The 13,024-nt window shown below is 65.4% G+C and carries 11 protein-coding genes and 1 pseudogene; 5 read left to right on the top strand and 7 right to left on the bottom strand.

Going from position 1 to position 13,024, the window contains the following annotated elements:
- Position 1: 1 nt before the first annotated feature.
- Positions 2–790 carry a 3-hydroxybutyrate dehydrogenase gene (locus A3M7_RS0112220; protein ID WP_027544210.1) on the top strand — a complete coding sequence of 263 codons (789 nt, stop codon included), beginning with the start codon at positions 2–4 and terminating at the stop codon, positions 788–790.
- A 128-nt stretch (positions 791–918) separates the two neighbouring features.
- Here A3M7_RS0112220 and A3M7_RS0112215 read toward each other — a convergent pair.
- From A3M7_RS0112215 to A3M7_RS0112205, 3 genes and pseudogenes are all read right to left on the bottom strand, one after another.
- A pseudogene (locus A3M7_RS0112215) lies at positions 919–1,732 on the bottom strand (sulfite exporter TauE/SafE family protein).
- Positions 1,733–1,920: 188 nt separating this feature from the next.
- The gene (locus A3M7_RS0112210) at positions 1,921–3,288 is read right to left on the bottom strand and encodes a flippase (RefSeq protein ID WP_027544209.1); all 1,368 of its coding nucleotides are present in this window, start codon (positions 3,286–3,288) and stop codon (positions 1,921–1,923) included.
- 246 nt (positions 3,289–3,534) lie between these two features.
- A complete protein-coding gene (locus A3M7_RS0112205; protein WP_027544208.1) occupies positions 3,535–4,377 on the bottom strand; it encodes a protein-disulfide reductase DsbD domain-containing protein in 843 nt (280 codons plus the stop codon).
- 142 nt (positions 4,378–4,519) lie between these two features.
- On the opposite strand from A3M7_RS0112205, the gene A3M7_RS0112200 reads away from it, so the two are divergent.
- Positions 4,520–5,164, top strand: a complete 645-nt coding sequence (locus A3M7_RS0112200; protein WP_027544207.1) for a YqgE/AlgH family protein — start codon at positions 4,520–4,522, stop codon at positions 5,162–5,164.
- 177 nt (positions 5,165–5,341) lie between these two features.
- Here A3M7_RS0112200 and A3M7_RS0112195 read toward each other — a convergent pair whose 3' ends face one another.
- The gene (locus A3M7_RS0112195) at positions 5,342–6,229 is read right to left on the bottom strand and encodes a TauD/TfdA family dioxygenase (RefSeq protein WP_027544206.1); all 888 of its coding nucleotides are present in this window, start codon (positions 6,227–6,229) and stop codon (positions 5,342–5,344) included.
- Between the two features lie 245 nt (positions 6,230–6,474).
- Positions 6,475–7,254, bottom strand: coding sequence for an SDR family NAD(P)-dependent oxidoreductase (locus A3M7_RS0112190; RefSeq protein ID WP_027544205.1), 780 nt, complete (start codon positions 7,252–7,254; stop codon positions 6,475–6,477).
- A gap of 98 nt (positions 7,255–7,352) precedes the next feature.
- Between A3M7_RS0112190 and A3M7_RS0112185 the strand changes: the two genes are divergently transcribed.
- Together A3M7_RS0112185 and A3M7_RS0112180 are read left to right on the top strand one after the other, a co-directional pair.
- Positions 7,353–8,090, top strand: a complete 738-nt coding sequence (locus A3M7_RS0112185; protein WP_027544204.1) for an SDR family NAD(P)-dependent oxidoreductase — start codon at positions 7,353–7,355, stop codon at positions 8,088–8,090.
- Between the two features lie 72 nt (positions 8,091–8,162).
- Positions 8,163–8,537, top strand: coding sequence for a CsbD family protein (locus tag A3M7_RS0112180; protein ID WP_027544203.1), 375 nt, complete (start codon positions 8,163–8,165; stop codon positions 8,535–8,537).
- Between the two features lie 113 nt (positions 8,538–8,650).
- On the opposite strand, the gene A3M7_RS0112175 is transcribed toward A3M7_RS0112180, so the two are convergent.
- Positions 8,651–10,372 carry an SGNH family hydrolase gene (locus A3M7_RS0112175; protein WP_027544202.1) on the bottom strand — a complete coding sequence of 574 codons (1,722 nt, stop codon included), beginning with the start codon at positions 10,370–10,372 and terminating at the stop codon, positions 8,651–8,653.
- 169 nt (positions 10,373–10,541) lie between these two features.
- Positions 10,542–11,936 carry a lytic murein transglycosylase gene (locus tag A3M7_RS0112170; RefSeq protein WP_371090182.1) on the bottom strand — a complete coding sequence of 465 codons (1,395 nt, stop codon included), beginning with the start codon at positions 11,934–11,936 and terminating at the stop codon, positions 10,542–10,544.
- A gap of 203 nt (positions 11,937–12,139) precedes the next feature.
- On the opposite strand from A3M7_RS0112170, the gene A3M7_RS0112165 reads away from it, so the two are divergent.
- Positions 12,140–13,015 carry a UTP--glucose-1-phosphate uridylyltransferase gene (locus A3M7_RS0112165; RefSeq protein ID WP_027544200.1) on the top strand — a complete coding sequence of 292 codons (876 nt, stop codon included), beginning with the start codon at positions 12,140–12,142 and terminating at the stop codon, positions 13,013–13,015.
- The last annotated feature ends 9 nt before the right edge of the window (positions 13,016–13,024 follow it).

Below are 13,024 nucleotides of genomic sequence, written 5' to 3'. Positions count from 1 at the left end.
AATGGGTAGTCTGTCAGGCAAGAACGCCGTCGTGACCGGATCGACCAGCGGCATCGGGCTCGCCTATGCCCGCGCCTTCGCGGCGGCCGGTGCAAACGTCGTCATCAACGGCTTCGGCTCGCCCGAGGACATCGAGAAGGAACGCGCGAAGATCGAGTCGGACTTTGGCGTGAAGGCGATCTACTCGCCCGCCGACATGACCAAGCCGGCCGAGATCGCCGGGATGATCGCGCTCGGCGAGAAGACCTTCGGCTCGGTCGACGTCCTCGTCAACAATGCCGGCATCCAGTTCGTCTCGCCGATCGAGGAATTCCCGCCGGAGAAATGGGACCAGATCATCGCCATCAACCTGTCCTCGGCCTTCCATGCCATCCGCGCCGCGGTGCCCGGCATGAAGAAGAAGGGCTGGGGCCGCATCATTAATACCGCTTCCGCGCATTCGCTGGTCGCCTCGCCGTTCAAGTCGGCCTACGTCTCGGCCAAGCACGGCATCGCCGGTCTCACCAAGACCGTGGCGCTGGAAGTCGCGACCCACAAGATCACCTGCAACTGCATCAGCCCCGGCTATGTCTGGACGCCGCTGGTCGAGAAGCAGATTCCCGACACGATGAAGGCGCGCAATCTCACCCGTGAGCAGGTCATCAACGACGTGCTGCTCGACGCGCAGCCGACCAAGGAGTTCGTCACCTCCGAGCAGGTCGCCGCACTGGCGCTGTTCCTGTGCAGCGACGATGCCGCGCAGATCACCGGCACCAACCTCTCGATCGACGGTGGCTGGACCGCGGAGTAGACACTCGGTGCCGTAGGGTGGGCAAAGGCGCATCAGCGCCGTGCCCACCATACTTTCTCAGATTGACGAAAGGCGGGTGGGCACGCTTCGCTTTGCCCACCCTACTAGTTCCGGCACGACGTTTCCGTTCAATGCGTCCAGGCCAGAGCCGTCACGAACGCGGATGACAGGTTCAGCTCCGCAAACATGATCTTGCCGGCGACCACGAACAGCACGCTGGCAAGCGTCAGGCGCAGCACCGTCTCGGGGACGCGCGTCGCGCTGAAGCTGCCGACGATGATGCCGGGCAGCGAGCCCAGCAGCAGCACGCCCATCAGGGCCCAATCGACGTCGCCAAGCGCCCAATGTCCGATGCCCGCGACCAGCGTCAGCGGCACCGCATGGGCGATGTCGGAGCCGACAATGGTCGCCATCGGCAGGCGCGGGTAGAGCAGCAGCAGCACGGTCACGCCGACCGCGCCGGCGCCGACGGATGAAATCGACACCAGCACACCGAGCACGATTCCGGTGACCACGGTCGCAATCGCCGTGGTGCGCTCGTCGACGCGCTCCAGCTTCCTGCGGTAGCGTTCCATGATCGCCTTGCGGAAGATCAGGGACGTTGCGGTCAGCAGCAGGGCGAAGCACAGCACGAGATTGACGAGGCTGCGCTCGGAATCGCTTCTGAGATCGAGCTTCCACAGCACGAACAGCGTCAGGGCGCTTGCCGGAAGGCTGCCGCAGGCGAGCCGCAGCACCGCCGGCCAGTGCACGCTGCGCGACCAGCCATGGACGAAGCTGCCGCCGGTCTTGGTGGCCGCGGCATAGAGCAACCGCCGTGGACGGATGGACGCCGAACAGCAGGATCAGCAGCGGCGTCATCAACGAGCCGCCACCAACGCCGGTCATCCCGACAAGCAGGCCGACGCCGAAGCCGGAGGCGACGTAGAGTGGATCAATCATGTCCCGGGAATCTTAGGTTTATCTTGTCGGTTGGGCAATACGACGTAGAATAAATTTTCCCTGGGTGGCAACCACCTGGACCAAATAAGAAAAATCATGCTACCGACTGCCGATCGGCAGTCGTTTCGCCTCGTTCCCGAGCCTGTTACGCAACAGGCGTTCCCCAAGGGGCAGGGCAGGCGAGGGGTCTATTTGCCGAACGCCAGCACGTGCAGGCCGAGGCGCTGCCGCACGATCCAGAACAGGAGCACCGTCTCGAAGCTGAGCGAGATCGAGGTCGCCGCCGCGGCGCCATGGCCGCCGTAGCGCGGTACCAGCGCGATGCAGAGCACGACGTTCATCACGAAGGCCAGCGCATAGGCCAGCGCGCACATCTTCTGCTGGCCGAGCATGTTGAGCAGTCGCTCGACCGGTCCGATCGCGGCGCGCACGACCAGGCCAATTGCGGCGACGAACATGATGTCGTAGCCGACCACGAATTGCGGCCCGAACAGCCAGAGCAGCGGCTTGCCGAGCGCCAGCAGCACGATGGTCGCCGCCAGCGACGGCCAGAACGTCCAGCTGATGGCATGCGCGACGTAGGCCGACAGCCGTGCCTTGTCGCCGCTAGCGTTGTATTCGGCGAAGCGGTGCGCTGTCGTCGCCGACATCGCGTAGTGGATGAACGAGACCAGCGCCAGCGTCTTCACCACCGCGAAGTAGACGCCGACCTCGTCGGAGGGGCGGAACTGCTGAAGCACCAGCACGTCGGTGTAGGACAGCAGCAGGTAGAAGCTCTCCACCAGCAGGATCGGCAGCGAGACGGCGAGCCAGCCGCCGACATCATAGGCCTTCGGTCCGGGCCCGACATGGCCGGCGAGCTTGCGGTTCAGCACCACCATCTGCCCGGTCATCGCGATCCACACCGCACCTAGGCTCGCGATCATCGCGGCGCTCGCGCCGAGATGATAGCCGAGCAGGAAGGCAGAGGCCGTGATGCCGATGATCAGCGCCTGGCGGATGATGAATTGCGGCATCAGGCCGAGCTGCATCCAGTCATGCGAGCGCGCGATGCCGTCCTGGGTGTTGGCGACGACGAAGGCGGGCAGCGTCATGCAGCCGATATAGAGCGGCAGCACCTCGGCCGGATCGATCCAGGGCGAGAGCAGCTTGACGATGCCGGCGAGGCCGAGTGACATCAGCGTGGAGGCGGCAAAGGTCAGCCAGCGGCTGCCGGAGAGAAAGCCGCGCAGCAGCGCGAGCTCGCCGCTGGTCCGATACTCCGGAATGATCTTCTGTGCGGAGGCCGAGATGCCGAAGTCCATCATGCTGCCGAGCAGCAGCACCCAGGTCCAGACATAGACATAGATGCCGTAGTCGGACGTGCCCATCCAGCGCGCGAGCAGAACCTGCGAAAAATAGGCAAGGCCCGCGCTGATGACGCGGATGATGAAGATGGTGCCGGCCAGCCGCCGCGTCAGCGACGCTTCGCTCGATCCGCCCGAGAGCTTGGCCCGCAGCCGCGCGATCAGCCCGGCCGGTCCGCTCGTTGCGGGTTCTGCATCCATCACGGCCAATTCGAAGAGTCCCCAGGCGTCCCGCATGCAGCGGCAGCCTTGCTGCAGTAACCCTGGGAATTAGCAACCATTCGTTAAGATTCGGTTGGGTCACCGGTGTCGTCCCGGCGAAGGCCGGGACCCATACCGCGTGATCTATCGATGGGGTGCGGTGACAATCCCGTACGACAAGTCTTCGCCAAACCAGGCTCGGTGGCTATGGGTCCCGGCCCCCGTGCGCAATTGCGCACTAGGCCAGGACGACAGTCACTCCAAATTCGTATTGAACTCGTACGACTTATCCGGCGCGACCAGCGTGAATTTCAGCGCCGCGCCGTCGGGCTTGGCGCCCGGCGGCAGCCCGTCGAGCTCGAAGGAGAAGCGTTTCACACCGGGCGGGCTGGGCTCGACCGGTGCCGGGATCGGCAGCGACCAATCCGGCGTCGGCCCCTCGACGAACAAATTGACCTTGCGCGCATCCGCCGGCGCGACGACGTCGACCACCACGTTCTTGGGCCCGTCGCGCCTGACGTCGCGGATGGTCAGCGGATTGGGGTCGCCGATATTGGCCGGCTTCGGCACGGTGTCGAGCGCTGCACGCAAGTTCGCGTCCTCGGTCGAGGCGACGCTGTTGAAGCCGAGCTCGGCGCTGGCCTCGACAGGAATGCAGAGCTTTTCGCACACCGCGTAGTTGATCTCGGCGCGCAAGGTCACCGGCTTGTCGGCGGCCTTGGCGACGATGCGCAGGGGCAGCACGACCTGGTCGCGATAGCCGATCGAGTGGCCGCCCGCGCCGTCGTCGAATTTCAGCGGCGCCGGCCACATGACCGTCACCGCTTCGACATTCTCCGATTTCGAGAAGTCGAACCGGGGAGGAACGCCGGAATCCCCGGGCGTACGCCAGTACGTCTTCCAGCCCGGCTGGAGCTGGAAGGCGATACCGCCGAGCAATACGGCGCCGCTGCGTGATCCCGCCAATAGGCGCACCGCGGAATGTCCGTCGCGCTGCCAGGGCGAGGCGTCGTCGGCGCGAGCTGCGGGGGTCAGCGACGACGCAAGCAGGGTTGTCGCGACGCCGATCGCCGCACGCAGGGGAACTCTTGTGAGCATGGTACGTCTTTACAGGGGCAACCCGGGGCAAACCATTGAATTGCTTGTGATGGATGCACTCGAATCAGGTCTCTGCAAGCCTTGATTTGACAGCGGCCGGGCCCAACATCAGGATAGGAATTGAAACCGGAGTGCTTCACCGATGGCTCCCACAGGCAAGAGGACGGGCGAAAGCACCCGCAGCACGGGTCCCGCGCCCCCCAGTTCGGCCGGCTACCTCGACGGCCGCCTCCTGATCGCCATGCCCGTGATGGGTGATGCGCGCTTCGAGCGCTCGGTGATCTATCTCTGTGCCCATTCGGCCGAAGGCGCGATGGGCATCATCGTCAACCATCCCGCCGGCAGCATCGACTTCCCCGAGCTGTTGCAGCAGCTCGGCATCATCAGGAAGGGCGAGCACATCAAGCTGCCGGAGAACGCCGAAAGCATGAAGGTGCTGCGCGGCGGTCCGGTCGATACCGGGCGCGGCTTCGTGCTGCATTCCAGCGATTTCTACATCGAGAACGCGACGCTCCGGATCGACGACGGCGTCTGCCTCACTGCAACCGTCGATATCCTGCGCGCGATCGCCAACGGTTCCGGCCCCAAGCACGCCATCCTCGCGCTCGGCTATGCCGGCTGGGCGCCGGGCCAGCTCGAGACCGAGATCCAGAGCAATGGCTGGCTGCATTGCGATGCGGATGCGGACCTGATCTTCGGCGACGACGTCGACGAAAAATACGGCCGCGCCTTGCGCAAGATCGGCATCGATCCCGGCATGCTCTCGAACGAGGCGGGACACGCGTAGCTGGTGCCACTCTCTCGGTGTCGTCCCCGCGAAGGCGGGGACCCATAACCCCAGGGAGGAGTTGCGGCGCGAACTCTCAACCACGAGTCTTCGCCAAACTACTTCCTGTGGTTATGAGTCCCGGATCGGCGCTCCGCTTCGCTGCGCTTGTCCGGGACGACGGCGGAATGTTCGGCGCTACTCCGCCGCCTGCTGCTGCACCGTCGGCTCCGTCCCCGCCACCGTCGCGCGGCGCATGTCGCGGGGCTGGGACTGGTCGTAGCGGCGGACGCGGTGCATGGTCTGGCGGTTGTCCCACATCACGAGGTCATGCAGCTTCCATTTGTGGACGTAGACGAACTCGGCCTGCGTGGCGTGCTCGTTGAGATCGCGCAACAGCAGCCGTCCCTCCGGCACGCTCATGCTGACGATCTTGCCGGCATGCGACGAGAGATACAGCGACTTGCGGCGGTGGACGGGATGGGTGCGGACGAGGCGTTGCAGCACCGGCTTGAACATCTGCTTCTCTTCGTCGGTGTATTCGGTGAAGCCGAGCGAGCCGCGCGAATACATCAGCGAATGCTCGCAGACGAGGTCCTCGATCTCGGCCTTGGTCTCCTCGTCCAGTGCGTCATAGGCGGCGCGCATGTCGGCGAATTCGGTGTTGCCCCCCTTCGGGTTCACCACGCGCGCCGACAGCAGCGAGAACTTTGCGGGAATGGGGCGGAACGAGCTGTCGGAATGCCACAGGCAATTGCCGAGGTTGAACAGGTGCGCGCGGCTGCCCTTGGCCAGCGGCTTGCCGTCCTTGCCGAGATTGGAGACGTCGTTCAGGCCGGATTGCAGCCGATAGTCCTTCTCCTTGGTGACCGTGCCGCCGCGTGCATCCTCGCGCTGGCCGAAGTTCAGCGCGAAAGCCATCTGCTGCTCGTCGGTGATGTCCTGGTCGTGGAAAACGAGCACCGCGTATTTGTCCATGGCGGACTCGACCTCGCGCGCCTCATCCGGCGTGAGCGGCTTTCGCAAATCGAGGCCGGAAATCTCGCCGGCAAAATGCGTCTGAAGCTGCCGGATGGCGATCGTCATGGCGTTTTCTCCCGCGGACCGCGAGCGGTTGCTCCCGCTCTGTTGGCAAAAAAGCTACTCCCGCACTCGTAGTTGTCAACGCTCGGGGCGCATGGCAGCCAGTAGCAGGCAAGATGTAGCCCGGGTGAGCCAACGGGTCGGCGCGAAGCGCCGCCCGATGACAGGCTCCGCGATACCCGGGAACGGTGCAGGCAAAGTCCCGGATGTCGCTTCGCTCATCCAGGCTACGCCCCCTTGGATGCCTCTCACGCGTTCCGCGCCATCAGGCCGCCGTCGACCGGGATCACCGCGCCGGTCAGGAACGACGCGGCCGGCAGGCACAGGCTCAGCGTCATATGTGCGACCTCCTCGGGATCGCCGTAGCGGCCGAGTGCCGTCCGGCGTTTGGCATAGATGGTCTTGTGCTCCTCCGAGATGCGGTCGGTGATCGCCGTGCGGATCGGGCCCGGGCAGATGCAGTTGACGGTGATGCCTTCGCGGCCGAACTCGACCGCGAGCGAACGGGTCAGGCTCGCCACGCCGCCCTTCGCCGCCGAATAGGGACTGTGCAATGCAGTTGCGCCGAGCGCCTCGGTCGAGGCGATGTTGACGATGCGCGGGCTCTTCGATTTGCGCAAGTGAGGCAGCGCCGCGCGGATGATACGCGGATGCGCCGTCAGCATCACCGCGATGCCCTTGGCCCAGGCACTTTCGTACGTCTCGTCATCGATCGCGACGCGCACGGAGATGCCGGCATTGTTGACGACGATGTCGAGCCCGCCGAAATGCGCTGCAACGTCATTGACCACGCGCTTGATCTCGCCGCCGTCGGCGACGTCGAGCTTCCAGGCCTTCGCCGACCCGCCGCTCGTTGCGATCTCCTTCGCGACGGCGATCGCGCCTTGCTCGTCGTAATCGGTCACCGCGACATTCGCGCCCTCGGCGGCGAACACGCGCGCCGTCGCGCGCCCCATGCCGCTCGCCGCACCCGTGACGAGAACGGTCAGGCCCTTCACCGACCGGCTGAGCTCCTTGAATTCGGACATGCCGTTTCCTCGCGTCTCTTGTTTCTTGTTATGAGATGGACAAGGCTGGCATCGATCCGCAGACAGGTCAAACAAGCAAAATAAAATGGGAGGCCGCGATGGCGAACGAGCTCGATTTCACAGGCAAGCAGGTGCTGGTCGTCGGCGGCTCAAGCGGCATCGGCAACGGCATCGCACAGGCCTTTCGCGTCAGGGGCGCGCATGTCGCGGTTTGCGGTACGCGTGCTCAGCCTGCGGAATATTCGGCGGAGGAAGGCTCCGATCTCGCCGATCTTGCCTACGCGCAGCTCGACGTCAGCAACCCCAGTGCGATCGAAGCCTTCAAGCCGTCCTTCGATCGGCTCGACATCCTGGTGCTGGCACAGGGCGCGGTGATCTATCGTCGTGGCGAGTTCGAGATGAGCGGTTTCCGCAAGGTGGTCGAGGTCAATCTGATGAGCCTGATGGCCTGTGCGACGCGGTTTCATTCCATGTTGCGGGATGCGAAGGGCGCGCTGATCATGGTGTCGTCGACCGCGGCCTATCATTCCACCATGGGCAACCCCGCCTACAACGCGTCGAAGACCGGCGCGGTCGGATTGACGCGCACGTTAGGGGAGGCCTGGGCCGAGGACGGCATTCGCGTCAATGGCATCGCGCCCGGCCTCGTCGACACCAAGATGACGAAGGTCACGACCGACAATCCCAAGCGGCTCGAAGGTGCCTTGTCGCGCATTCCTCTGCGGCGATTGGGCACGCCGGCCGACATGGCGGGCGCGGCGCTGTTCCTGGCCTCCCCGCTGTCGTCCTACATCATCGGCCAGACGCTGGTCGTCGATGGCGGGCTCATTCTGTAGGCGATTGCTCTCGGCGTTTGGAACTGCGCTGCGCCTGATCGGTTACTCCGGCTGACCCCCGAGGAGGACCACATGGACAAGGATCGAATTGTCGGATCGGCCAAGGAATTCGCTGGCCGCGCGGAAGGCGCAGTCGGAGATCTGGTGGGCGATGCGCAGACAGAAGCATCGGGCAAGGCGCGCGAGGCCGCCGGCACCGTGCAGAATCTCTACGGCCAGGCCAAGGACGCCGTGCGTGACGCCGGCGAGGTTGCGGCCGGCTACGCCAAGGATGCCTACGACAACAGCGGCGAGACTTTTCGCGATGGCACGCAGGCGATTGCGCGCAAGGTGCAGGACAATCCGCTGGGCTCACTGCTGATCGCCGGCGGCATCGGCTTCGCGCTCGCGCTGTTGATGTCACGGCCCGCACGTCGCCCGCCGCCACGCTGGCGCTATTACGGCTAGAAACCGTGCCGTCATTCCGGCGCGCGCGAAGCGCGAGCTACGGTGCGCAATTGTGCACCATAGTTCGCGCCAAGAGGCGCGCCCCGGAATGATACCTCAATTCAGAGCAAGGACTACCGGACTTCCGCCGCTCGCCCGACATTGCCCGGCGGACGCGGGATTGCGGGGTTTTGAGCTGGATTGCGCGGCCCTGGCGCCGGCGCCAGCTGACGCGGCGCTGGCTGCGGCGAGCCGAAGCCGAAGAAATCACGGAACGACGGCGCCGCCTGGGCCGGTTGCTGCACCACCGGCGGCTTCTTCGGTGCGAGTTTCGGCGGCGCGATCGCGGCGGCCGCACTCGGTGTGCCGGGAACAGCAGCGCTGCCGTCAGGCGTGGTCGCGGCCATCGGGGTATCGCCCTTGGCCTGCTCGCGGCCGACTTCGCGGCGCGGCCAGGCATAATCGTCGGCGCGGCCTGCGGGGGCCGCCAGCGGCTCGCCCTTCACCATCGTCTTCGCAGCGAGCGCATCGACGGCGGCAGGACGCGAGCCGGGGCCGCCCAGCAATTGATCGGTCGAGATCGAGGCGGCAACCAGCGGCACGATCGGGCCGGCGAGCGGCCGCGGTGCGGGCTTGCCGGGTTCGGCGCTGGTGTCGGGCGTTGCCGGTTCGCTCGGCAACGCGATCGGGCCGGAGCGGCCGGCGAGCAGGCGCGTGATCTCGCGCTCGACATAGTGAGCCAGCTTGCGCGCGCCGGGCTTGGTGAAGAAGACGCCGTCATAGGTGCGAAGCTGACGGATCTGGCCCTCGAAGTCCGGGCCCTTCTGGAGGAAGCGGCCGGCTTCGTCGACAAAGCCGTCCCAGACATCGACATAGGTGATGCCGGCCTTGGCCGCGCCCTCGCGGTAGAGCGAATCCAGGAACAGCATGTCCGCCGTGCCCTTCGGGCCGCGGATCGCGGGCAGGCCGACCCAGAGCACCGGCACGCCCTTGGCTTTCAGGACGTTGGCCAGCTCCTCGATCTTCTTGCCGTAGAGCTCGACCCAGCGATCGTCGCGGAATTCGTAGAGGCCGTTCGGGTTGCGCGCGGTCTTCTCGGGAGCCGCGGTCTGCGGCGCGTCGGCGTTGTCGGCGTCATCCTGCGGCAGATCGGTATCCGCCGGCTTGTCGTCCGGCTTGGCGGCGGTGTCGGGGCTGTTGGGTTTTGCATCGCCCGGCTTGCCCTGCGGCTTGGCGCGCGCACCCTTGTCGTTCTTCTCGCTCTTCTCGTTCTTCTTGTCTTTGTCTGCCGGCTTGTCGGCGACGGGCTCGCGGATGGCGATGCGGTCGTTGAGGCCGAGCATGACGACGATGATGTCGGGCTTCTCGGTCTCGAGGATGCCCTTGGCAGCAGCCGCCCAGTCCGAAGGTTCGCCCTTCGGCTGGTACTTGATCAGGCCGGACGTGGTCTTGTGCTTGCGGATCACGCCCATGTCGGGCTGCTCGCTGTAGGCGTCTTCCAGGCCGTAGGCGAGCCAGTCGGCCATGGCATCGCCGATCACCAGCACGTTCTTGTCGGGAATGGTGTCGCGCTTGCTAGGTGCCGGCGCGCGCGAAAAATCCTGGCGCGGCGCCTGCGGCTGTTGCTGCTGGAACGGCGCGAAGAAGTCGCCGCCGAACCAGCCGCCGCCGCCTCCGCCTCCACCGCTACGCGGTGGCGGCGGCGCCGAGCGCTGCGGCGGACCGCCGAAGCCGGGGAAGTTGAAGAACTGCGCCGAGGCGGGTCCTGCGACCGACACCAGAATCGCAAGCGCCGTCCCCAGCGCGATCAACGGGCCGGTCTCGGTCAGCGCTTTGAACAGGGACTTCTTCGACATGCGATCTCGGGCACGCGCAACGGGGTCTGGATAGGCTCGATATAATAACGGAATCAGGCGCCAAACGGGCAGATTCCGTTGCAGATTCTTTGGCCATACACCGGGGAACAGCCGCTCCCGTCAAGGCCGGCAGGCAAAATCCCTGTTCAGGGTTACTTTCGGCCCGATTCTACCGTCCGCGCAGCCGTTCCAGCACGTCCGAGGAGGCAAAACCGTCGGCGGGGACCCCGATCGAGGCCTGGAAATTGCGCAGCGCCTCCCGGGTCTGGCCGCCGAACTGGCCGTCCGGGGTGCCCTTGTAGAAGCCGCGCTGGGCCAGCAGTTGCTGGAGCTCCAGCCGCTCGGTCCGCGACAGCTCGCGTTCCTGCCGCGGCCAGGGCTGCACGAAGGGCGCCCCGCCGCGCAGCCGGTCGGCGAAATGACCGATCGCCAGCGCATAGGCCTCGGCCGGGTTGTACTTCATGATGACCCGGTAGTTCTGGAGCATCAGGAAGCCCGGCCCTTGCGCGCCCGCCGGCGCCAGCAGATAGGCTTTCTCGGCCGGATGCGGGAAGGGCTGGCCGGTCGGGCGCTTGAGCCCGAGCTTCTCCCACTGCGCGATCGTCATCGCCTTGGCGCGGTCGGCCTGCATGTAGTTGAATCCCTGGGGCACCACGACCTCAAAGCCCCAGGTCTGGCCGGCCTGCCAGCCGTCCTTCTTCAGGTTGTTGGCGGTGGAAGCGATCAGGTCGGTGGGATTGTCGACGACGTCGCGCCGTCCATCGCCATCGCCGTCCACGGCAAAGCGCTTGAACGCGGTCGGCATGAACTGGGTCGGGCCGAAGGCGCCGGCCCATGAGCCGCGCATCTGCTCAGGGCGCAGATCGCCGCGATTGAGGATCTCCAGCGCGGAGAGGAATTCGTCCTTGAAATAGGCCTGGCGGCGGCCGATGCACGCGAGCGTCGCAGTGGATTGCAGCACGCTGCGGTCGCCCATCTGCGTCGAGTAATTGGACTCGATGCCCCAGATCGAGGCGATGATGTAGCGATCGACGCCAGTGGCCTTCTCGGTGGCATCGAACTGCGCCTTGTACTTGGCGAGCACCTCGCGGCCCTTGGCGAGGCGGTTGTCGTTCACGAGGATGTCGAGATAGTCCCAGATCGACTTGGTGAACTCCGGCTGCGAGTCCATCAGGTCCATGATGCGCAGGTCGGGCGCGAGCCCTGCGGTGAAGCTTTGAAAATTTTCCTGGGTGATGCCGCGCCGTGCGGCATCGGGCCACATCCCTGCAACGCAATTGTTGAAATTGGAGGCCGCCTCGCGGATCGCCGCCGCCGTCATCAGCGGATGGCCGGAGGCACCGTCCTCGCCGCTCCAAGGTTGGGCTCCTGTTTGCGCGCCGCCGGGGCCTGGCGGGGCTTGCGCAGGCGCCGGATTCGAGCCGGAGAAAATACCGCCGAACAGGTTCGACAGGCCGTTCTGTGCCTGGGCCTGCGCGCAAGCCGGCAGCAGCAAGGCAGCCGCAACCAACGCTCCGCTGGTCACGGATCCAGCACGTTTTGCCAGCCCTGCCACTGATTGCATCATGTCCCACCTGTCCGGCCAAAAATCCGCCATCAGGAGGCCCGGTTGCGGTTGCCAATAGCTTAACAAAGATGAAATTTTGGTGTCGGCCTTTTTCTCAACTCCGTGAGGGCGAGGCCCCACATCCGCCTTTGTTAGCGGCTGCAAACAAGCTAGCAAGATCACATTGCTCCGTTCACGTCCTCAGGTATTCGATCGATCCCATGAAAATTCGCAAAGCCGTATTCCCCGTCGCCGGCCTCGGCACCCGCGTCCTGCCCGCCACTAAGGCGATGCCGAAGGAAATGTTGACCATCGTCGACAAGCCGCTGATCCAGTACGTCTATGACGAGGCGAGGGAAGCCGGCATCGAGCACTTCATCTTCGTCACCGGCCGCAACAAGAATGTCATCGAAGATCATTTCGACAAGATGTTCGAGCTCGACGCGACGCTGGCTGCGCGCAGCAAGAAGGCCGAGCAGGAGATCCTGGCGCAGAACCAGCCGGAAGCCGGCGCCGTCAGCTTCACCCGCCAGCAGGCGCCGCTCGGCCTCGGCCACGCGGTCTGGTGCGCGCGCGACATCGTCGGCAACGAGCCGTTCGCGGTCGTGCTGCCCGACGAGCTCGTGCTCAACACGCCGGGCTGCCTGAAGCAGATGATCGAGATGGCATCCTCGCTCGGCGAGAAATCCAACCTGGTTGCGGTCGAGGCGGTGCCCGACCATCTCACCCATCAATACGGCATCTGCGGCGTCGGCAAGCGCAGCGGCAAGATGTTCGAGGTCGACGGCATGGTCGAGAAGCCGGCCAAGGGCACCGCGCCCTCCAACCTCTCCATCACCGGCCGCTACATCCTCCAGCCGGAAATCTTCAAGATCCTGGAGACCCAGGAGCGCGGCGCCGGCGGTGAGATCCAGCTCACCGACGCCATGATCGGCCTCGCCAGGTCGCAGAAATTCTACGGCGTCGAGTTCGAGGGCGAGCGCCATGATTGCGGCTCCAAGCCCGGCTTCCTCCGCGCCAACATCGCCTATGGCCTGAAGCGCCCCGAGCTGCGCGACGGACTGATCGCGGAGATGAAGAAGTATCTGGGGCAGTAGCGCGGGGCT

The organism is Bradyrhizobium sp. WSM2254, from assembly GCF_000472645.1.
Classification (GTDB): domain Bacteria; phylum Pseudomonadota; class Alphaproteobacteria; order Rhizobiales; family Xanthobacteraceae; genus Bradyrhizobium; species Bradyrhizobium niftali.
The sequence above is the reverse complement of the archived record's forward strand: the minus strand, read 5'-3'. Positions and strand labels throughout refer to the sequence as shown.